Source organism: Kribbella polygonati (assembly GCF_050320105.1).
GTDB lineage: Bacteria > Actinomycetota > Actinomycetes > Propionibacteriales > Kribbellaceae > Kribbella.
In genome coordinates this window covers 2,442,200-2,461,661 of sequence record NZ_CP190129.1, presented here as the reverse complement: position 1 = coordinate 2,461,661, position 19,462 = coordinate 2,442,200, and the positions used below count along the sequence as shown (strand labels likewise).

Below are 19,462 nucleotides of genomic sequence, written 5' to 3'. Positions count from 1 at the left end.
GCGAAGGAGCGGATCATGCGGGCGTTGGAGCAGCAGGCGTTGACCGGGCCTGAGGGGCTGCGGCTGGTGGACGTGGCGGTGCCTGTGGCCGGCGCCGGGGAGGTGCTGGTGCGGGTCGGTGCCGCGGGGGTCAACTTCGCGGACGTGATGCAGTCCCGCGGGACGTACGACGGTGGTCCGCGAGCGCCGTACATCGCCGGGTTCGAGGCCGCCGGGGAGGTCGTCGCACTGGGCGAGGGCGTGACGACCGCGGCCGTGGGGCAGCACGTGATCGGCACCGGGGCAGGGGCGTTCGCGGAGTACGTCGTGGTGCCGGCAGTCGGGCTCGTGCCACTGCCGGACGGATGGAACGACGAGCAAACCCTCGGTCTCACGCTCAACTGGGCGACGGCGCTCATCTCGCTCCGCCCGCTCGGCCAGCTCAAAGCCGGCAACACCGTACTCATCCACGCAGCGGCCGGCGGCGTCGGCCAGGCGGCTGTCCGGATCGCCAAGCACTACGGCGCAACCGTGATCGCGACCGCTTCCGCGGCCAAGCACGACGTCGTACGCCGCCTCGGCGCGGATCACGTGATCGACTACCGCACCGCGGACCTCACCGACGAGGTACTGCGGCTGGCCGGCGGCGTCGACGTCGTGCTCGAGTCGGTCGGCGGTACGACGTTCCGCCAGAGCATCGAGGTGGCGCGCCGGGTCACGGGCAAGGTGGTCGTGATCGGCGCGGCCGCCGGCGAGGCGACGGTCAGCAACTGGGAGCTGAATTTCAAGCACCCCGTGCACGTGATCGGCCAGCACCTGACGACCACGATCCAGCAGGCGCCGGACATCTTCGCCGCCGCGCTGGAAGAACTCCACCAGTTGATCGCCAAAGGTGTGTATCCGCCAGGCGAGCCCACCGTCTACGACCTTGCCGACGGCCCGAAAGCCCTGGCCGAGTTGGAAGCTCGCGCCACTGTCGGAAAGCTGGCGCTCAAGCCTTAGTAGTACTGCCGGATCTTCGGCCAAACCTCCGACCACAGGCCGGCCGGTCCCGCGCACAGGACGAGCGCCGTACCGTCCTCGTCGTTCGACACGATGCTGTGCACGGTCCCGATCTGGTGGCAGTCGCGGAAGTACTTCTCGAAGATCGGCGTCCGCTCGAGCTCCACGAGCAGCACCGGCCCGGTCTGCGAGTCGGCAGGTCGCGCCCACTCCCAGAAGCTCATGTGCGGCGAGTACGGCATCGGCAGCCCGCGCGCCGGACCGTACCGGACGAGCGCGCCGGCCTCTCCGTAGTTCCCGGTCAGGATGGTCGCCGTGGACTGGTCAGGCACCTGCTTCCAGGCGTCAGCCACCGCGTCGGTGAACGCGGGCCAGCCGATCTGCTCGCCCTGCTCCTTGTTCACCGGTATGACGAAGTCCGCCGCCGACGCCGGCAGCACCGGCAGCGTGAACAACGCCGACGTCAGCGCCGTCAGCACCAACGTCACGGCAGCCGTACGTCGCCGCCGCTCAACCCAGCGCAGCGTCGGCTCGGACCCGGCCGCGACAAGGACGAGCAGCAGCGGCAGGGCGTAGTACGACTTCCCGCCGACCGCGAGTACGACGACGCACAGCACCGGGTAGGCGAGCGCGACGGCACGGGCCCAAGGCAACGAACGCCAGATCCGGCGGAACCCGGCGACCCAGACCGTGACCAGGAACGGCGACAACTGGAGGATCTGCAGCGGGATGAACATGATCCGGTTCTCGGTGCCGTCGTCGGAGCTGATCCCGCCCGCGACCTTGAGCTGTGGCCAGTCGTGCTGGAACTGCCATACGACGTTCGGCAACGCGATCAGCCCCGCGACGGCGACGCCCGCGAGCACCCACCAGGACCGCAGCACGCTCCGCGGCCCGACGATCAGCAGCGAGACCAGCAACGCCCCGATCGGCAGCACGACGAGGTACTTGTTCTCCAGCGCGATCCCGGCCGTCAGCCCAAGCGCCAGCCACCAGCGGCCGTCCCGCGTCCGCAGCAGCTTGACCGCGAACAGCGCGATCAGCATCCAGGCCAGCAGGTCGTACGTCGCCGTCGACACCATGTGCCCGACGCCGAGGACGAACCCGGACACCGCGGCACAGACCGCCGCCAGCACCTGGCCGCGGCGCGCGCTGCCGAACTCCCGGGCCAGCAGCGCGACCACGACGATCGTCGCGACGCTGCTCAGCGTCGACAGCACCCGCAGCCCCATCACGGTGTCGCCGAAGATCGTGGTCGACACCCGCGCGATGAACGGCGTCAGCGGCGGCTGGTCGACGTACCCCCAGCTGAGGTCGTGGCCGGCGACCATGAAGTACAGCTCGTCGCGGTGGTAGCCGTAGCGGCCGGACAGCGCAGTCAGTACGACGCCGACCAGAACCGCCACCGCCGCCACCGGCCGCACCGCGAAGGCGGGCACCGCTGGGCGAGTCATGGCGGAATCGTGTCAGCAGAAGGGGGCCGCGACCAGGGCAAATAGCGTGGTTCGGCGGCGCGATCCAGAAGCAGCACCCGACCCGCGAGGGACTCGTCCGTCACGAAGCGGACGACGGCGTCGGTGACCGAGTCGAGCGGGACCAGTTCCGGGCCGCGTTCGGCCGGTGACAGCGCCTCCCGTTCCCGGAGCCCACGGGGTGTGGCGACCCAGTCGGGGACGACGCAGTTCACCCGCACTCCGTGGCTGGCGTGCAACGGCGCCAAGGTCGCGGTCAGCCGGATCAGCGCCGCCTTCGCCGCGCTGTACTCCGGCGACACGTGTGGCTCGAAGCCCAGGCCTGCCGTCGATCCGACGTTCACGACCGCCCCGCCGCCGGCCGCCCGCATGCCGGGCAGCGCGAGCTGGGTGGTGAGCATCGGGGCGCGCAGGTTCACGTCGAGCGACGCCGACCATCGCGCGAGATTCGCCTCCGGAAAACACGGTCTCAGCACCGCTCCACCGCCCGCGTTGTTGACGAGGATCTGCGGTTGGCATGCCATCAGCTCCCGGACGGCCGCGTCGTCGCGCAGGTCGACCTCGACGCAACGCGCCGCCGGCCCGATCAGCGCGCACGTCTCCGCGGCGCCGGCAGCGTCGACGTCCGCGACCACCACCTCGGCTCCGGCCGCCGCGAGCCGGACCGCGATGGCCCGCCCGATGCCGACGGCGGCTCCGGTGACCACGGCGAGCTTTCGCGCGATGTCCATGTCCGTCAGGGTGCCAGGCGCCACCGACAGTTCCCGCGAGGATGATTGGATATGTCAAGCGGACAGGTGAGGTGGCGACTTCGTGACACTGCTGTACGAGCGGATCTGCGCTCACGTGCTGGAGCAGTTGCGCCGTGGGGCGCTGCGGCCGGGGGACCGGGTGCCGTCGGAGATGGAGTTGGCGGCGCAGTTCGAGGTCAGCCGGATCACCTCCAAGCGCGCCCTGGAGGTACTGCGGGAAGCCGGTCTGGTGGAGCGCGTCCGCGGCAAGGGGACTTTCGTCGTACGGCGGTTACCTGACCTCACGGACCTGACCGTCCCGCTCCGGCCGGTGCAGCGGCGGGAGGCGCGGTCCGTGGCGCTGATCGTCCCGGACATGTCCGAGGCGTACGGGCTGGACCTCTTGAACGCGATCGAGGAGCGCTGCGCGGAGTATGGCGCTCACTTGGTGGTACGGCGTACCCATGGGCGTCAGACGGATGAGGAGAAGGCCGTTGACTCGCTGGTGGCCGCGGTGGACGGGCTGATCGTGTTCCCGGTGCACGGGGACTTCTACAACGCCAGCCTGCTGCGGCAGGTGCTGGACGGGTTCCCTGTCGTGCTGGTGGACCGTCACCTGTCAGGGATCCCGGTGTCCGCGGTGCTGACCGACAACGTGGCTGCGGCGCGTGCGTTGACGACACGGCTGCTCGACCAAGGGCATGAGCACATCGCGTTCGTCTCGCCACCGCCCGTGAACACGTCTTCTATCGAGGACCGGCTGGAGGGCTTCCGTACGGCGTTCGGCGAGCGCGGCCGGCCGTACGAGCTGACCGACCTGCGGAGCACGCTGCCGGGCTCGACGACCACCGAGAGCGTACGGGCGGACCTGGACACCATCCGCGCGTTCCGCGACAGCCGGCCCGAGGTGACGGCGTACTTCGCCTGTGAGTACAACCTGGCCCGCATGGTCGACCGCGTGCTCGGCGGGGACCGCGTGGTGGCCTGCTTCGACTCACCGGGTGACTCCATCGGCGGACCGCCGTACCTGCACGTCAAACAGAACCAGACCGAGATGGGACGCCAAGCTGTCGACCTCTTGCTCGCACAGCTGCGCGGTGAGCAGGTGCCGAGCCTGTCGTACGTGCCGTACACGCTCGTCGACGCGGCGACCTGACTTTCGGCAGTAGGGTCGCGGTGCTGCGACTGTGTAGCGTCTACGGCATGAAGTGGCGGCTCCTGGGGGACGTAGGTCTGTGGGCCGCGCTGAGCCTCCTCGTGCTCGGTGAGAGCGGTGCCCGCAACGACCCGTACTGGTTCCGCGCCGGCTGCGTCGCCGTACTCGCCCTTGCTGTCGCCACGAGACGCAGGTGGCCGCTGACCGCGCTGGCTGTCGTGTCGTGGACAGAGATCGTGATCCTGGTCGTGTCACTTGGTACGACGAACGGCGTACAGATCGCGCTGGTACCGGCCGTGAGCCTGCTGAGCTACCTGGCCGGTCGCCGCGAGACACAGCTCAAACACTTCGTACTCCTCAACACCCTGTCGTTGCTTGTGATGCTCGCGCTAGCCCTGACCCGCAGCCAGGCGACAGAAGCAGTGCTGACGTGGCTCTTGATGCTCCTGATGGCACTACTAGTCGTCGTGCTGCCCTGGCTGATCGGCCGTTACCGCGCACAGCAGGCCCTGCTCGCTACAGCCGGCTGGGAGCGCGCAGAGCGGATCGAACGCGAGCAGCAGATGGAGATCGACCAGGAACGTCTCCGTGAGCGCTCCCGCATCGCCGAGGACATGCACGACTCCGTCGGCCACGAACTGAGCCTGATCGCGCTACGGGCTGCAGCGCTCGAGTTGGACCCGTCCTTACCGGAAGAGCATCGCCTTGCAGCCGGTGAGCTCCGGGAGTCGGCTGCTACCGCGACAGAGCGCCTGGGCGAGATCGTCGGCGTACTGCGCGACCAGGACGCCCCGACCATGCCTCACGACGAGACCGTGCGTGCATTGGTCGACCGTGCCGCCGCATCAGGTCTCAAGGTAGAGCTGACAGAACAGCTGGACGACGTACTCGCGCCAATGGTCGACCGTGCAGTACACCGCGTGGTCCAGGAGTCGCTGACCAACGCCAGCCAACACGCACCAGGCGCAACGGTGACGGTCAACGTGACCACACACGAGGCCCACGTCCACCTCAGCGTGATCGACACCGGGGCAACCGAGCCGGTGGCTGCTCCGTCAGGCGGTCGCGGTCTCGACGGTCTGCGCGAACGTGTCCGTCTGGCGGGAGGTTCTCTGACCGCAGGTCCCCGACCGGACGGCGGCTTCGAGGTCGCAGCCACCATGCCGCGCGCCGGCGGTCGCCCCGGCCCGCCCACCGCCGCGGTCGAACGGGCCACGGTACGGCGGAGCGCCCGGCGCGGGCTGATCACCGCCATCGCCGCACCGGTCCTGCTCGGCGCGGTCGTCGGCGTGGTTGCCCTCGGCTACTACCTGGTCGCCGGGTACAGCGCGATCCTGCGACCCGCGCAGTACGACGGACTCACCGTCGGCCAGTCCGAGGAAGAGGTCGCGAAGGTGCTGCCGCGGATGCAGATGATCGACGCGCCGATGCAGGGCTACGTTCCGCCCGCGGGCTGGCGGTGCCACTACTACCGGCCGGCCGCTCCGTTCTCCAGCAACTACGTGTACCGCCTGTGCTTCGCCGACGGCGCGCTGGTCGCGAAGACCGTCGTACAGAGCGGCTCCGTCCCACCGACCCCGGAAGGCAACCGATGATCAGAGTGCTGCTCGCGGACGACGAGGCGATGGTGCGGGCCGGTGTCCGCGCGATCCTCGGCACCGACGACGAGATCGAGGTCGTCGCCGAGGCGGCCGACGGCGTCGAGGCGGTGGAGGCGGTACGCCGGCATCGGCCGGACGTCGCCGTACTGGACATCCGGATGCCGCGGCTGGACGGGCTGGCCGCCGGCGCCGAGATCCGCCGGACCGTGCCGGAGACAGCGGTCGTCGTACTCACGACGTTCTCCGAGGACGCGTACATCGCCCGGGCGCTCGGCGACGGGGCCAGCGGGTTCCTGCTCAAGTCGGGTGACCCGCGGGAGCTGATCGCGGGCCTGAAGGCGGTCGCCGACGGTGCGGCGTACCTCGCGCCGAAGGTCGCGCACCGGATCATCCAGGAGCTCAGTGGCGGCGCGATGACCCGGGCGGCGGCCGCGAAGGAGCAGGTCGCCGCCCTGAGCCCGCGAGAACTGGAGGTGCTCGGGCTGGTCGGCGCCGGGCTGTCGAACGCCGAGATCGCGGCCCGGCTGTACCTGGTCGAGGGGACCGTGAAGGCGTACGTGAGCGCGGTCCTGCAGCGGCTCGGCGTGAAGAACCGGGTCCAGGCGGCGATCGTGGCCTACGAAGCGGGCCTCGTCACCGAACGCTCCGGGTGGTGACGCCGTGAGGACACTCGGTCGTGGGATAGTGGACCCGCCCGGCGACCTCACATCACCGGAGCACCGAAGAACGAACGTACCCAGCAAAGCTCCAGGGGCCACCCGCCCCCTTTGACAGAATCGGGGATCCAGGTCGTGACCGACTCGCACAACTCCGGACAGCACAAGGACCGGGAAGCGGCGGCGGCCGAGGTCCGGAGAATGTGGCAGCCGACCCCCTCCTGGACCCAGCCGGACGACGGCGAGGCCGTCGAGGAGACCACCGGCGCCGCCGAGGACGCCGGGCAGCAGCCGGACGCGCTGTCCGAGGACTTCCACAGCGAGTCCTGGGCCGGACCGGCGGCGTCCCAGCCGGCCGACCAGCCGGCGCCGTGGACCCAGCCGCAGAGCCAGCCGGCCCCGTCGGCGCCCTCGGCGCCTTCCTGGACGCAGGCCGTCCCGGACTCGGCGGCCTCGTCGTGGAGCCAGCCTGACCCGGAGGACGACCCGGCCGAGCCCGAGGCTCCGCGGACGGACGAGCCCGCGCAGCCCGAGGCCCCGGTGTTCGGCGGCGGCTCCTTCCAGAGCGCGGCTCCCGAGCAGACACCGCAGTCCGGCCAGTTCCCCCAGGGCCCGCAGAACCCACCGGCCGGTCAGGGCGGACAGACCGGTCAGGGCGGCCAGCCGCTCTCCCCGGCCGCGCAGCACTTCTTCCCGCAGGGCATCCCCGGCCAGCAGGCCGCGCAGCAGCCCCAGCAGAACCTGTCGTTCCGGACCGACGACCTGATCCAGGCACTGCCGCTGCCGCGGGAGGCTCCGGCCGAGCGCGGCGTCCGGAGCATGCTGAAGCTGCGTCCCGGTACGACGGAGCGCTCCGAGCGGCTCGCCCGCGCGACCGCCGCGACGGCGTTCCGCCGGCCGGTCACGATCGTGATCGCGAACCCGAAGGGTGGCTCCGGCAAGACGCCGACCACGCTGCTGCTGTCCGGTGCGCTCGGGCAGGCCCGCGGCGGTGGCGTCGTGGCGTGGGACAACAACGAGCTGCGCGGCAACATGCACCTGCGCACCCACGACACGAACTCGCGGTCCACCGTCACCGACATGCTGCAGGCGATGCCGATGCTCACCCAGCCGGACGCGCGGCTCGGTGACGTCGCGGCGTACCTGCGGCACCAGGTGTCGGGTCAGTACGACGTGCTGACGTCGGCGACCACGACGTACGCGCAGATCGAGGCGAAGGACTTCGACCAGGTGCACCGGCTGCTGAGCCGGTTCTACAAGGTGCTCGTGATCGACACCGGGAACAACGAGGGCTCCAGCAACTGGCGCGAGGCGATGAAGGCGGCCGACGCCCTCGTCATCCCGATCAAGTGGAAGAGCCTCTCGTGCGCGGCCGCCGTGCAGATGCTGGAGGAGCTCGACAACCAGGGCCCCGAGGCGCAGCGGCTGATCCGGCGCGCGGTGATCGCGGTCTCGAACGGTCCCGGCGACGTGAACAAGGACGTCGAGAAGCAGCTCCGGCCGTACTTCGAGTCCCGCGCGGCCGCGGTGATCGACATCCCGACCGACATGCACATCGCCGCCGAAGGCCCGCTCGACCACTCGGCCCTGCAGCCGGCCACCCGCCGCGCCGCACTGGAGCTGGCCGCCAAGGTCTCCGAGCAGATCACGATCGCTCTGAACACTCCACGCTGAGCGAGCTCAGCACGATCCGAACGGCACCAGCATGGTGATCTTGAAGACCGTCAGGCCGCTGTACCTGGTCTGACAGAGCTGAAGCCCGCTGACGTAGGCGCGTGCGCCGGCGGGCTCGCCCGCGGCGAACCACTGGGTGACCATCGGTTCCGGGTCGCCGGCATCGGACAGCTCGCCGAAGACGTGTTCCTGGAGGGTGCGGGCCGCCGCCCAGGACCCGGCGCTGATCTCGATCGTGTGCAGGCCGTCGCCGCCGACAGCCGCGCTCACGCGGTCCTCGCCTCGCTCGCATTCCAGGTCGCCACCGGGGGCGCCGCCGGTACACGTGAACCCGTCAGCGGCGGCTGCGTCCGTGATCTGCGCGGCTGTGCCGGTCAGGTGAGCGTCCGGGAGCGTCGGCCATTTCCAGTTCTTCCGGTTCAGCTCCACCCGTCCGCCGATGCTGCTCTTCTCGCTGATCACGGTGACTTTGCCCCACGAGGTCGAATAGTCGCCCTTCTGGTCGAGCAGGCTCGTCAGGTTGCCAACGGAACCGGCTGCGCCGAAGGCTTCGACGATCGCCGCGAGCTCCGACCCGGCGCCGGGTTCGCTCTGGTAGCTGACGTCGAGCAACGCCGAGCTGAGCCGGCCGTCCGGAGTGGCCGCGAAGTCTGCGCGTACGTCGTGGGTCGCATCCTTGCGGGAGCAGTCGCGGACGAGCAGCGGCTTCGCGTGCGGGTACAGGTCCGAGCACACCAGCCCGCGCTGCCGCAGCGCCTCCGTAAGGGCCTGCGCCTGTCCTGACGTCTTCTCGGCTGTGTCCGGCACGACGTACGGCGCAGGCTGTCGGCTGGAGTCGGGCGCGCAGGCCCCGACGACGAAGAGGGCGAGCGCGACAACCAGGACCTTGGGATCGCGGAGCGTTCTGGGCACGACCGCACAGCCTGGCAGCCCGTTGGGTCAGCGTTCCGCCAGTTCGCGGTCAGGCTCGACCTGAGGTTGAGGTTTGCGCTGCCGGTGGCGGACGAGTTCCACGATCACCGTGACTGCGAGGGCCAGCCCGATGCCGAGGACAACCCCCTTGAGCGGGTTGTCCTCGAAGGCCTTGCCGCCGAGGTAGCCGACCAGCGTGCAGTACACGGCCCAGCTGATCGCCGCCAAACCCGCGAACGGTGTGAAGCGGCGCAGGGGGTAGCGGACCGAGCCCATCGTCAGCGTGATCGCTGTGCGGCCGCCAGGGATGTAGCGGGCTACGACGAGGACGAGTGCTCCGCGTTCATCCAGGGCAGTGCGGGCCCAGAGAACGGCAGCAGAGCGACGGGTGCCCGGTTTCACTCGGTCCAGTAGCCGGCCGCCGGCGCCTCGGCCCAGCACGTAGGACACGTGGTCACCCAAGAACGCACCGAGCGCCGCCACGGCGATGACCAAGCACAGGTTCGGCTCACCGGTGGAGGCGGCGAAGACGCCGGCCGTGACCACCAGGGTCTCGCTCGGGATCGCGGGGAAGAACCCGTCCAGCGCGGCGAAACCCCACAGCGCGAGGTAGATCCACCACGATGACATCAGTTCCTGGGCGAAGTGCAGGATCGCGTCACTCATACCCACGAACCTAGGAATCCGGGCGGCCCGGCACATCTGACGACCGGCTGGTCCGACCCCCTACTTTCGTTGTCGATACCATCTGCTCGTGAACGAAGGAGTGAACGTGTCGGAAGTCAAGGTCCAGCTGGTCGGCATCGAGGGCGAGGCTGAGCGGAGTGTGACCGAGACGACGACGATCGGGGAGCTGTTCGCCGAGATCTTCGGCCAGGACCGCTCCGCCATCGCCGCCCGCGTCAACGGTGAGCTGCGCGACCTGTCCCGGGTGGTCGCCGACGGCGACCGGATCGAGCCGGTCAAGGCGGCGTCGGAGGACGGCCGGGCGATCATCCGGCACTCGACCGCGCACGTGCTCGCGCAGGCCGTGCAGGACGTCTTCCCGGACGCCAAGCTCGGCATCGGCCCGCCGGTGGAGAACGGGTTCTATTACGACTTCGACGTCGAGACGCCGTTCACGCCGGAGGACCTGACCAAGCTCGAGAAGAAGATGCAGCAGATCATCAAGGAGCGGCAGCGGTTCAGCCGCCGGGTGGTCAGCGACGACGACGCCCGTACGGAGCTGGCGAGCGAGCCGTACAAGCTGGAGCTGATCGGTATCAAGGGCTCGGCCGCCGACGCGGCCGAAGGGGCGAGTGTGGAGGTCGGCGGTGGCGAGCTGACCATCTACGACAACGTCCGCCGTGACGACAGCGTCGCCTGGAAGGACCTGTGCCGCGGCCCGCACGTGCCGGCGACGGGTTACCTGGGCAACTTCAAGCTGATGCGTACGGCGGCGGCGTACTGGCGGGGGAGTGAGAAGAACCCGCAGCTGCAGCGCATCTACGGCACCGCCTGGGAGTCCCGGGACGAGCTGAAGGCGTACCTGACCCGGCTGGAGGAGGCCGCCAAGCGCGACCACCGCAAGCTGGGCACCGAGCTCGACCTGTTCAGCTTCCCGGACGAGATCGGCTCCGGCCTCGCGGTCTTCCACCCCAAGGGCGGCGTGCTGCGCAAGGTGATGGAGGACTACTCCCGCCAGCGGCACGTCGAGGATGACTACGAGTTCGTCTACTCGCCGCACATCACCAAGGGCCAGTTGTTCGAGACCTCGGGCCACCTGGACTGGTACGCCGACGGCATGTACCCGCCCATGCACCTGGACGAGGAGCGCGGCGCGGACGGGCAGATCCGCAAGCAGGGCCAGGACTACTACCTGAAGCCCATGAACTGCCCGATGCACAACCTGATCTTCGCGGCCCGCGGCCGGTCGTACCGGGAGCTGCCGCTGCGGCTGTTCGAGTTCGGCACGGTGTACCGGCTGGAGAAGTCCGGCGTCGTGCACGGCATGACCCGGGCCCGCGGCTTCACCCAGGACGACGCGCACATCTACTGCACCCGCGAGCAGATGCGCGACGAGCTGAAGAACCTGCTGACGTTCGTGCTCGGGCTGCTCGCCGACTACGGCCTGGACGACTTCTACCTCGAGCTGTCCACCAAGAACCCGGACAAGTTCGTCGGCTCCGACGAGGTCTGGGAGGAGGCCACCGAGACGCTCCGGGAAGTTGCCGAGGGCTCCGGTCTCGAGCTGGTCCCGGATCCGGGCGGCGCGGCCTTCTACGGCCCGAAGATCTCGGTCCAGGCCCGGGACGCGATCGGCCGCACCTGGCAGATGTCGACGATCCAGCTGGACTTCAACCTGCCGGAGCGGTTCGGCCTGGAGTACACCGCGCCGGACGGCTCCCGGCAGCGGCCGGTGATGATCCACCGGGCGCTGTTCGGCTCGATCGAGCGGTTCGTCGCGGTCCTCACCGAGCACTACGCGGGCGCCTTCCCGCCCTGGCTGGCCCCGGTCCAGGTGATCGGCATCCCGATCACCGACGGGCACGTCGACTACCTGCTCGAGGTCGCCAAGCAGTTGAAGGTGCAGGGCATCCGGGTCGAGATCGACGCGTCCGACGACCGGATGCAGAAGAAGATCCGCAACGCGCAGAAGTCCAAGGTGCCGTACATGCTGATCGCCGGCGACGACGACATGGCGGCCGGCTCGGTGTCGTTCCGGTACCGCGACGGCTCGCAGCAGAACGGCGTACCGATCGCGGACGCGGTCGCCGAGATCGTCGAGTCGGTCAAGAAGCGCGTCCAGGTTTGACATCCACCCGGCGTCAGCCGGGTTTCACCACGGACAGGGAGGCCGAGCGGTGAGGTTCGCGGTTCATAGGCTGACCCGACGGTCGGCCTCCCCGCGCAGTCACGGCATGCCCTGCCGCGATGTTCTTTGCCGCATTCACATCTGCATGATCCACGTGACCACAGGCTGTGCAACGGAAGACCGCTTGGCTCTTGCGGTTCTCGCGGCAGGTATGGCCACATGTGTGACAGGTCTGCGAGGTGAATGCGGCTCGGACTTCTTCGATTCGACCGGGAGCTTTGTCTCTGAGACGTCGGGCGAACTTGGCCCAGCAGTTCGCACGTATGGCACGGTTGAGCTGCGCTTTTCGGCGTACACCCTGCCCCGGGCGGGCGAGCGTCCCCCGCGCGGATCGCGTCATCTGCCGGACCCGGAGAGCCTCGATCCGGATGACGTCGAACCTGCGCGTGAGCGTTGTGGTCGTCTTCTCGACCCAGTCATTGGTCCGATCAGCTTGACGGGCGAGCATCCGCGCAATGCCCAGCTTCACTCTCCTGCGCCTGCTCGACCCCGGTTTGGCTCGCGACAGTCTCCGCTGCAAACGCTTGAGGCGACGCAGCTCGGTCGGCCGAGGCTTCGGAGTACTCAGCAGCTCGCCGGTAGAGAGTGCTGCGGTGACGATTACTCCGCGATCGATGCCGACCACTCGCCCGTTGCCTGGCGCCGGGACAGCTGTGGGTATCGCGGCGAACGCGACATGCCAGCGGTGAGATCTATCGAGCGTAACTCTGTACGAACTCGCTGCCGGAGGCAGCCTGCTCCAACGAAACTTCACCCAGCCGACCTTGGGTACGTGCACGGCTCCGGTGCTCTTGCTCAGTCGACGAAGATGTGCCGGCTTGAACGCAACTACGCGGAAGCCCTCGTGCACACCTGCTTTTCGCCAGGTCGGACGTCCATGGGTGCCGGAAAAATAGTTCGTCATGGCCTGGCCGAAATCTCGGAGCGCTTGCTGTTGAACCATTTGAGAGCCGGCCCGAAGCCAATCGCACGCAGCTCGGGCTTCGGTCAGTTGCCGTGCCTGTTCAACGTATCCTGGCGCCGATCGGCGGTCGGGGGTCCAGCAGGCGTGTTGCTCGACGGCCAAATTCCAGACGTATCGAGCGTGTCTGCATTGGAGCAGGAGCGCGTCCACCTGCTCAGGTGTCGGGCGCAGACGGAACTTGCTCATGTCGGAACTGTTCCAGCAGCCGCCGACAGTTTCTGCGACCGCCCGCCGCTCAGTCGAAGGATCTCCCGGCGAGAGGATTCTCAGGTGAGAGATGAGTGATCCAGAAGTGCCGGAGTCGCCGTACAAGCCCGAGGGGCTGCTGCGGCAGGACGGCGTCGGGGTGCCGGACGCGTTCCTGCGGCTGTGGACGCCGCATCGGATGGCGTACATCGAAGGGGAGAACAAGCCGACCAGCTCGGCGGCCGGCTCCGGCTGCCCGTTCTGCAGGCTCCCCGGGCTGCCGGACGCCGACGCGCTGATCGTGCACCGCGGCGAGTCGGCGTACGCCGTCCTGAACCTGTACCCGTACAACCCCGGGCACCTGATGGTCGTGCCCTACCGGCACGTGGCCGACTACACCGAGCTGACCGACCAGGAGACCGCCGACGTCGCCGCGCTCACCCGGCAGGCGATGCAGGCCGTGCGCGCCGTCTCGGGCGCGCACGGCTTCAACATCGGCATGAACCAGGGCGAGATCGCCGGCGCCGGCATCGCCGCCCACCTGCACCAGCACGTCGTACCGCGCTGGTCCGGCGACATGAACTTCATGCCGGTCATCGGCGGCACGAAGGTCCTCCCACAGCTGCTCTCCGACACCCGGGCACTGCTGGCCAAGTCCTGGCCGTGATCAGTCCCCGGCGAGCAGCGGATCGCCGAACCCGGCCCACCGGAAGTAGACCGGGTCCTTGAACGTCGCCGGCACCTTGCCGAGGCCCTGGACGATCGTCGCCGGTCCGTTGGCGTGTCCAACGGAGTACAGGTAGCCGTTGCCGGTGTCGCGGTCGATGCCGAGCAGGATCGTGCCTTTCCCGCACGGCGCCGCGACCAGGATCTCGAACACCTGCCAGGTCGACGTACGGACAGGCTTCACCTCGGTCCGCAGCGGCTGCCCGCGGACGGCCGAGAACCGTACGGTGGTCAGCTTCCCGTCGCTCCGCGACATCAGGAACGTGTCGTACGTCGCCGTCTGGCTGATCTGCGCGATCCCCTTGGCGTTCGGGAAGTTCCCGAGTACGCCGTCGTAGTGGTAGTACTGCCGGCCCTCGAGCGTCTCGATGCTCCGGCGTTCCATGGTGCCGTTGTTGTTCAGGGACCAGGCCGTGTCCCGCAGCCCGAACCCGGTCAGGTCGTAGCTGCGGTAGTTCTGCCAGCCCGGCCCGATCCGCGTGAGGTACTTCTCCAGCAGCGCACCGCCGCCGGCCGGTGTCCGGTAGGAGACGTTGTACAGGACAGAGCCCAGTACGGCGTTCCCGATGTGCAGCTCCGACCCTTCTCCCATCCCGTACCGGAGTTGCGAGCTGATCCGTGCCTGACCTGGCGCGTAGACGCCCTTCGCGACGATCTTGTCGGTGACCTTCGTGACCGGCGACGTCGCGGTGAACGTCTGCATCCGATGATCCCCGGCGGCCGTCACCGAACCGACCGAGATCCTGCACGGCGCCGTCGTCCCGCTCTGCCCCGCCGTCGCCGTACCCGGCGTGAGCAGCCCCGTCGTGAGTACTCCGGCGGCCAGCAGCCCGCCGTACCCGAGAAACCTGCGCATTCTCCACCACCCCCATTGATGATCGATGATGGTTGGATGCCGGTCTGGACCGGAAAGTTGGTCAGCGCAGAAACAGGGGAAGCATGGGGTCGACCAGCGTCGTCAGGGTGTCGAGGGTGACCGGTTGGGGTGGGTCGGTGAGGGCGGTGACGCGGACGACGCGGCGGCCTTGGCGGAAGACGAGTTCGGGGGTTTCGGGGAGGTAGTAGCCGGGGTCGCCCAGCGGGGCGAAGCCCGGTGGTGGGATCTGCTGGGCCTCGGGGATCGTCTTCTGGTCGAAGGCCTCGACGATCGAGACCGTGGCGTCGGCGGTGCCCCAGATGCAGGTGAGCGCGCCCTTCACCCGGTAGTCGCGCCGCAACCGGACCTGCGTGCGGACGAACCGCTCGGCCGCCGAGTTCGACAGCTGGCACGTCTCGTCGACCTGTCGCGCGGGCCGCAGACTGCGCGGTACGGCGTCCCGCGCGGCCTCGGCGATCGCGACGGCCGTGGCCCGGTTGATGCCGTTCGGCGTACCGAGGTCGATGCCGCCGGCGGGCGTGACCCGGACCGCGTGGCCGTCGGCGTGGAACACCAGGCGGGACTCGCCGATCAGCGCGTCGGGCCCGAGTTCGGGCAGCGAGTCGACGCCGCCGGCGTCCCGCATCAGCCGGACGAGCGAGTCCGGGCGGCTCGGCAGCGCGCTGACGCCGATCGTGACCGGGCGCCCGTCGACGAGCAGCGTGCACAGGTCCAGCGCGGGGAGGCCGCCGTCGTTCCAGCTGTTCGGCTTCGCGGTGACGGGGTGTTCGAGGCGGGCGGTGAGGGTTCGCGTGATCGCCGTACAGACCTGCGGCCCGGGTGCTCCCGCCGTACCGTCGAGGCCCTCGGGCTGGGCGGGAGCGACCGCGGTCGGTTGCACGGTCGTCGGCTGGACCGGCGCCGGGGCCGTGCCGTTCGCGCGCTGTGCGACCGCGCAGCCGCTGGTCAGCAGCAGGAGAGTGAGCGCGCCGGCCAACTGTCGTCGCATGCGTCACCTCCTCCAGCACCCAGCATCGCCCCTGAACGGCTCGGTCGCAGGCCGAAAGCCGTGCCTCGTCACCCGATGGTGACCCGGGTGAACTACGATCGCGCTGCCATGCTTAACAGATTCCGGCAGTTCTGGACCAAGGTGATCACGCCGATCGCCACCCTCCTGCTCAAGCTCGGCGTGAGTGCCGACATGGTCACGCTCGTCGGCACCATCGGGGTGTCCGCCGGTGCGCTGATCTTCTTCCCGCGCGGGCAGCTGTGGATCGGCGTCCTGGTGATCACGCTGTTCGTGTTCTCCGACCTGATCGACGGCTACATGGCCCGGACCTCGGGGACGTCCTCGAAGTGGGGCTCGTTCCTGGACTCGACGCTGGACCGGATCGCCGACGGCGCGATCTACGGCGGCCTCGTGATGTACTACGCGAACTCCAAGGCCGGCGACTCCACGCTGATGGCCGCCGTGACGCTGTGGGCGCTGGTGATGGGCGCGGCCACGTCGTACGCGCGGGCCAAGGCGGAGAGCCTCGGGCTGAAGGCCAGCGGCGGGCTCGCCGAGCGCGCCGACCGGCTGGTGTTCACGCTGATCCTGGCGTTCTTCTCGGACCTGCTCGACCTGCCGATCCTGCTCGAGCTGGTGATCTGGTACGTCGCCGTCGCGAGCACGATCACGGTGGTCCAGCGGTCGCTCTCGGTCCGTAAGCAGGTCATGTCCGACCCGGCGAAGAACGACCTCGAGTCCTGATGGAGGCCGCCCGGCAGCGGGCCGTCGACCTGGCGTTCGCGCTCGCCTGGGCGCTGGTACGGCGGTTGCCCGAGCGGACCGTGACCTGGCTGTTCACGAAGGCGGCCGACCGGACCTACGCCCGGAACGGCCGCGGCGTACGGCGGCTGCGCTCGAACCTGGCCGCCGTCCGTCCGGACGCCACCGGCGCCGAGCTGGACGCGCTGACCCACGCCGGGATGCGGTCGTACCTGCGCTACTGGCAGGAGGCGTTCCGGCTGCCGGAGTGGTCGGACGAGCAGATCGTCGCCCGGGTCCGGACCGTCAACGAGAAGCTGCTGCGGGACGCGTACGCCGCCGGGCAAGGCGTCATCTGTGCGCTGCCGCACCTGGCGAACTACGACCACGCGGGCGCCTGGGCCGGGCTGACCGGGATGCCGGTGTCGACGGTCGCGGAGCGCCTGCGGCCGGAGTCGCTGTTCGACCGGTTCATCGCGTACCGGAAGAAGCTCGGCATGGAGGTGCTGCCGCTGACCGGCGGCGACGAGGACGTGACCGCCGTACTCGCGGAGCGGCTGCGGGCCGGTGGATTCGTCTGCCTGGTCGCCGACCGGGACCTGTCCGAGCGCGGCGTACCGGTGACGTTCTTCGGCCGTCCGTCGCGGATGCCGGTGGGGCCGGCCGCGTTGAGCCTGAAGACCGGCGCGCCGCTGATCCCGGCGACCTTGCACTACGACGGGCCGGACCTGGTGATCACGTTCCACGACACGATCGAGCCGGACACCGCGGCCGAGATGACCCAGCGCTGCGCGGACGCGTTCGCCGTCGGGATCGCCGAGCACCCGGGGGACTGGCACATGCTGCAGCGCATCTTCCTCGACCAGTAACAATCTAGGGGTGAGGATCGGCGTGGTGTGCCCGTACTCGCTGGGTACGCCCGGCGGGGTGCAGAACCACGTCCGCGACCTCGCCGAGGCGCTGCTCGGGCTCGGGCACGAGGTGTCGGTGCTCGCCCCGGTCGACGACGCCGACACCGTCCCGCCGTACGTCGTCTCGTCCGGCCGCGCGGTCGGCGTCCCGTACAACGGGTCGGTCGCCCGGGTGACGTTCGGCCCGCGGACGGCGGCCCGGGTGAAGAACTGGCTCGCCGACGGCGACTTCGACGTCGTCCACGTGCACGAGCCGACCACGCCGAGCGCGTCGATCATCGCGCTCTGGTCCGCGGACGGGCCGTTCGTCGCGACGTTCCACACCTGGCAGGTGCGGTCCCGGGCGATGAGCGTCGCCTCGAGCCTGCTGCGCCCGGCGCTGGAGAAGATCGACGCGCGGATCGCGGTCTCGGAGAACGCCCGCTCGATGATGGTGCAGCACATCGGCGGCGAGGCGGTGGTGATCCCGAACGGCCTCTACACCGCGCGGTTCAAGGGCAGCCCGCGCGCGGAGTGGATGGGCACCGACGGCACGATCTCGTTCCTGGGCCGCCTCGACGAGCCCCGCAAGGGCCTCGGCGTGCTCCTCGACGCCGTACCCGTGCTACTGGCCGAGCGCCCGCAGCTGAAGATCCTGATCGCTGGTTCCGGGCATTCGGATCTCCCCGTACCGCACGAGAACGTGTTGTTCCTGGGCGCGATCGACGACGAGGCGCGGGCCGACATGCTGGCCGGGTCGGACCTCTACATCGCGCCGCACCTCGGCGGCGAGAGCTTCGGCATCGTCCTGCTCGAGGCGATGGCGGCCGGCGCTCCGGTCCTGGCCAGCGACCTCCCCGCCTTCCGCACTGTCCTCGAAGGCGGGCGCCTGGGGGAGCTGTTCGAGCCCGGCAACGTGACGGACCTGGCGACCCGAGCCCTTCGGCTCCTCGACGATCCGGTGCGGCGCGAGAGCCTGCGTGCCAACGGGCTGGCCGCAGCACCGAACTACGACTGGTCGGTCCTGCTCCCGGAACTTCTCTCGGTCTACGAACTGGTCGCCCGCCGATAGCGCTCCGCCAGCTTCTCCAGGTACGCCGTCAGCTCCGGCGGGCCCTCCACCACCGCAAAGTCCTCGTCCAGCAAACTCAAGTGCACCGCCAGGCTCTCCACCCGGTCCGCACCGGTCCGCAGCAGACACCGCCGGTCGTCGATCGGCTCGACCACCCCGACAGCCGGCGTCAACCGCTCTGCCAGCACAGACGCCCGTACGGCGACCTCCACCGACGCGGTGTACCGCCAGGCAGCCGCGGCCGCGCCCCGCGACACGTACGCCGCCACGTCCCCGCCGGCCGGCAGCTCCCGCGGCGTGAACCGCGGCCCGGTCGGGATCCGCGGCCGGACCCGGTCCACCCGGAACGTTCGCCAGTCGTCCCGCTCCAGGTCGAACGCAACGAGATACCAGCGCCGCCCCCAGTTGACCAGCCGATGCGGCTCCGCCCGCCGGAGAGACGCCGTACCGTCGTGAGACAGGTAGTCGAAGCGCAGCTGCTCACGGTCCCGGCAGAGCCCGGCCAGCTGCGTGAGGACCTCGGGGTCGACCTGCGGCCCGGCCTCGTCCGCCGGGACCTGGACTGTGTAACTGGCCAGCGTGCTGACCCTCCGCCGCAGCCGCGACGGCAGCACCTGCTCCAGCTTCGTCAACGCGCGCAGCGACATCTCCTCGACACCGGCAACGCCCGCCGCCTTGCGGAGTCCGATGACCACCGCCACGGCTTCGTCGTCGTCCAGCAACAGTGGGGGCAACGCGGCGCCTGCGCCGAGCCGGTAGCCGCCCACCGAACCGCGGGTGGCGTCCACCGGATACCCCAGCGACCGCAGCCGCTCCACGTCGCTCCGAACGGTCCGCGGGCTGATCTGCAGTCGCTCAGCCAGCTCCGCGCCGGTCCAGTCCCGGGGCGACTGCAGCAACGTGAGCAGCTTGAGCAGCCGCGCCGATGTCTCGATCATGCCGAAAGTCTCGCAGACCATTAGGAAGCTAACTCGCCTAATG

Annotated in this window: 18 protein-coding genes; 10 read left to right on the top strand and 8 right to left on the bottom strand. The window is 69.6% G+C overall.

Annotated elements, in window-relative coordinates:
• The first annotated feature begins 15 nt into the window (after positions 1–15).
• A complete protein-coding gene (locus ACQHIV_RS11685) occupies positions 16–981 on the top strand; it encodes an NADPH:quinone oxidoreductase family protein (protein WP_427893580.1) in 966 nt (321 codons plus the stop codon).
• Here the strand turns inward: ACQHIV_RS11685 and ACQHIV_RS11680 are convergent.
• Together ACQHIV_RS11680 and ACQHIV_RS11675 are read right to left on the bottom strand one after the other, a co-directional pair.
• Positions 978–2,435 carry an ArnT family glycosyltransferase gene (locus ACQHIV_RS11680; RefSeq protein WP_427893578.1) on the bottom strand — a complete coding sequence of 486 codons (1,458 nt, stop codon included), beginning with the start codon at positions 2,433–2,435 and terminating at the stop codon, positions 978–980. The genes ACQHIV_RS11685 and ACQHIV_RS11680 overlap by 4 nt on opposite strands.
• On the bottom strand, positions 2,432–3,184 hold the full coding sequence (locus ACQHIV_RS11675) for an SDR family NAD(P)-dependent oxidoreductase (RefSeq protein ID WP_427893576.1): 753 nt from the start codon (positions 3,182–3,184) through the stop codon (positions 2,432–2,434). The genes ACQHIV_RS11680 and ACQHIV_RS11675 overlap by 4 nt, the downstream gene beginning before the upstream one ends.
• Before the next feature lie 82 nt (positions 3,185–3,266).
• On the opposite strand from ACQHIV_RS11675, the gene ACQHIV_RS11670 reads away from it, so the two are divergent.
• From ACQHIV_RS11670 to ACQHIV_RS11655, 4 genes are all read left to right on the top strand, one after another.
• Positions 3,267–4,340, top strand: coding sequence for a GntR family transcriptional regulator (locus tag ACQHIV_RS11670; protein ID WP_427893574.1), 1,074 nt, complete (start codon positions 3,267–3,269; stop codon positions 4,338–4,340).
• 47 nt (positions 4,341–4,387) lie between these two features.
• The gene (locus ACQHIV_RS11665; protein ID WP_427893572.1) at positions 4,388–5,935 is read left to right on the top strand and encodes a sensor histidine kinase; all 1,548 of its coding nucleotides are present in this window, start codon (positions 4,388–4,390) and stop codon (positions 5,933–5,935) included.
• Entirely contained in the window at positions 5,932–6,597 is a 666-nt protein-coding gene (locus ACQHIV_RS11660; protein WP_427893570.1) for a response regulator, read from the top strand. Before ACQHIV_RS11665 ends, ACQHIV_RS11660 begins: the two co-directional genes overlap by 4 nt.
• A 135-nt stretch (positions 6,598–6,732) precedes the next feature.
• Positions 6,733–8,271, top strand: a complete 1,539-nt coding sequence (locus ACQHIV_RS11655) for a division plane positioning ATPase MipZ (RefSeq protein ID WP_427893568.1) — start codon at positions 6,733–6,735, stop codon at positions 8,269–8,271.
• A gap of 6 nt (positions 8,272–8,277) precedes the next feature.
• On the opposite strand, the gene ACQHIV_RS11650 is transcribed toward ACQHIV_RS11655, so the two are convergent.
• Together ACQHIV_RS11650 and ACQHIV_RS11645 are read right to left on the bottom strand one after the other, a co-directional pair.
• Positions 8,278–9,183, bottom strand: a complete 906-nt coding sequence (locus ACQHIV_RS11650; protein ID WP_427893566.1) for a hypothetical protein — start codon at positions 9,181–9,183, stop codon at positions 8,278–8,280.
• Between the two features lie 27 nt (positions 9,184–9,210).
• Entirely contained in the window at positions 9,211–9,849 is a 639-nt protein-coding gene (locus tag ACQHIV_RS11645) for a DedA family protein (RefSeq protein ID WP_427893564.1), read from the bottom strand.
• Positions 9,850–9,955: 106 nt separating this feature from the next.
• On the opposite strand from ACQHIV_RS11645, the gene thrS reads away from it, so the two are divergent.
• Positions 9,956–11,977 carry a threonine--tRNA ligase gene (gene thrS / locus ACQHIV_RS11640; RefSeq protein WP_427896462.1) on the top strand — a complete coding sequence of 674 codons (2,022 nt, stop codon included), beginning with the start codon at positions 9,956–9,958 and terminating at the stop codon, positions 11,975–11,977.
• Between the two features lie 13 nt (positions 11,978–11,990).
• Here the strand turns inward: thrS and ACQHIV_RS11635 are convergent, their stop codons facing one another.
• Entirely contained in the window at positions 11,991–13,187 is a 1,197-nt protein-coding gene (locus tag ACQHIV_RS11635; protein WP_427893562.1) for an RNA-guided endonuclease InsQ/TnpB family protein, read from the bottom strand.
• A gap of 91 nt (positions 13,188–13,278) precedes the next feature.
• Between ACQHIV_RS11635 and ACQHIV_RS11630 the strand changes: the two genes are divergently transcribed.
• A complete protein-coding gene (locus ACQHIV_RS11630; RefSeq protein ID WP_427893560.1) occupies positions 13,279–13,854 on the top strand; it encodes an HIT family protein in 576 nt (191 codons plus the stop codon).
• Here ACQHIV_RS11630 and ACQHIV_RS11625 read toward each other — a convergent pair whose 3' ends face one another.
• Entirely contained in the window at positions 13,855–14,769 is a 915-nt protein-coding gene (locus ACQHIV_RS11625; RefSeq protein ID WP_427893558.1) for a hypothetical protein, read from the bottom strand. It lies immediately after the preceding gene.
• 61 nt (positions 14,770–14,830) lie between these two features.
• Positions 14,831–15,778 (bottom strand): hypothetical protein, encoded by a 948-nt coding sequence (locus ACQHIV_RS11620; RefSeq protein WP_427893556.1) that lies wholly within the window; start codon positions 15,776–15,778, stop codon positions 14,831–14,833.
• A 108-nt stretch (positions 15,779–15,886) separates the two neighbouring features.
• On the opposite strand from ACQHIV_RS11620, the gene pgsA reads away from it, so the two are divergent.
• Genes pgsA through ACQHIV_RS11605 form a run of 3 tightly spaced genes read left to right on the top strand, consistent with a single transcriptional unit; the run spans position 15,887 to position 18,481 of the window.
• A complete protein-coding gene (gene pgsA, locus ACQHIV_RS11615; protein WP_427893554.1) occupies positions 15,887–16,522 on the top strand; it encodes a phosphatidylinositol phosphate synthase in 636 nt (211 codons plus the stop codon).
• On the top strand, positions 16,522–17,388 hold the full coding sequence (locus ACQHIV_RS11610) for a phosphatidylinositol mannoside acyltransferase (protein WP_427893552.1): 867 nt from the start codon (positions 16,522–16,524) through the stop codon (positions 17,386–17,388). The genes pgsA and ACQHIV_RS11610 overlap by 1 nt, the downstream gene beginning before the upstream one ends.
• A gap of 10 nt (positions 17,389–17,398) precedes the next feature.
• Complete coding sequence (locus ACQHIV_RS11605; protein WP_427893550.1) at positions 17,399–18,481, top strand: glycosyltransferase family 4 protein; 1,083 nt, start codon at positions 17,399–17,401, stop codon at positions 18,479–18,481.
• Here ACQHIV_RS11605 and ACQHIV_RS11600 read toward each other — a convergent pair.
• Complete coding sequence (locus tag ACQHIV_RS11600; RefSeq protein ID WP_427893548.1) at positions 18,457–19,419, bottom strand: helix-turn-helix transcriptional regulator; 963 nt, start codon at positions 19,417–19,419, stop codon at positions 18,457–18,459. The two genes, ACQHIV_RS11605 and ACQHIV_RS11600, sit on opposite strands and share 25 nt — an antisense overlap.
• Positions 19,420–19,462: the final 43 nt, after the last annotated feature.

Coding starts and splice junctions, on each gene's coding strand:
- ACQHIV_RS11685 (WP_427893580.1), top strand. CDS start 16: ATGCGGGCGTTGGAGCAGCAGGCGTTGACCGGGCCTGAGGGGCTGCGG.
- ACQHIV_RS11630 (WP_427893560.1), top strand. CDS start 13,279: ATGAGTGATCCAGAAGTGCCGGAGTCGCCGTACAAGCCCGAGGGGCTG.
- ACQHIV_RS11620 (WP_427893556.1), bottom strand. CDS start 15,778: ATGCGACGACAGTTGGCCGGCGCGCTCACTCTCCTGCTGCTGACCAGC.
- ACQHIV_RS11610 (WP_427893552.1), top strand. CDS start 16,522: ATGGAGGCCGCCCGGCAGCGGGCCGTCGACCTGGCGTTCGCGCTCGCC.
- ACQHIV_RS11665 (WP_427893572.1), top strand. CDS start 4,388: ATGAAGTGGCGGCTCCTGGGGGACGTAGGTCTGTGGGCCGCGCTGAGC.
- ACQHIV_RS11625 (WP_427893558.1), bottom strand. CDS start 14,769: ATGCGCAGGTTTCTCGGGTACGGCGGGCTGCTGGCCGCCGGAGTACTC.
- ACQHIV_RS11600 (WP_427893548.1), bottom strand. CDS start 19,419: ATGATCGAGACATCGGCGCGGCTGCTCAAGCTGCTCACGTTGCTGCAG.
- ACQHIV_RS11645 (WP_427893564.1), bottom strand. CDS start 9,849: ATGAGTGACGCGATCCTGCACTTCGCCCAGGAACTGATGTCATCGTGG.
- ACQHIV_RS11635 (WP_427893562.1), bottom strand. CDS start 13,187: ATGAGCAAGTTCCGTCTGCGCCCGACACCTGAGCAGGTGGACGCGCTC.
- ACQHIV_RS11660 (WP_427893570.1), top strand. CDS start 5,932: ATGATCAGAGTGCTGCTCGCGGACGACGAGGCGATGGTGCGGGCCGGT.
- ACQHIV_RS11680 (WP_427893578.1), bottom strand. CDS start 2,435: ATGACTCGCCCAGCGGTGCCCGCCTTCGCGGTGCGGCCGGTGGCGGCG.
- pgsA (WP_427893554.1), top strand. CDS start 15,887: ATGCTTAACAGATTCCGGCAGTTCTGGACCAAGGTGATCACGCCGATC.
- ACQHIV_RS11675 (WP_427893576.1), bottom strand. CDS start 3,184: ATGGACATCGCGCGAAAGCTCGCCGTGGTCACCGGAGCCGCCGTCGGC.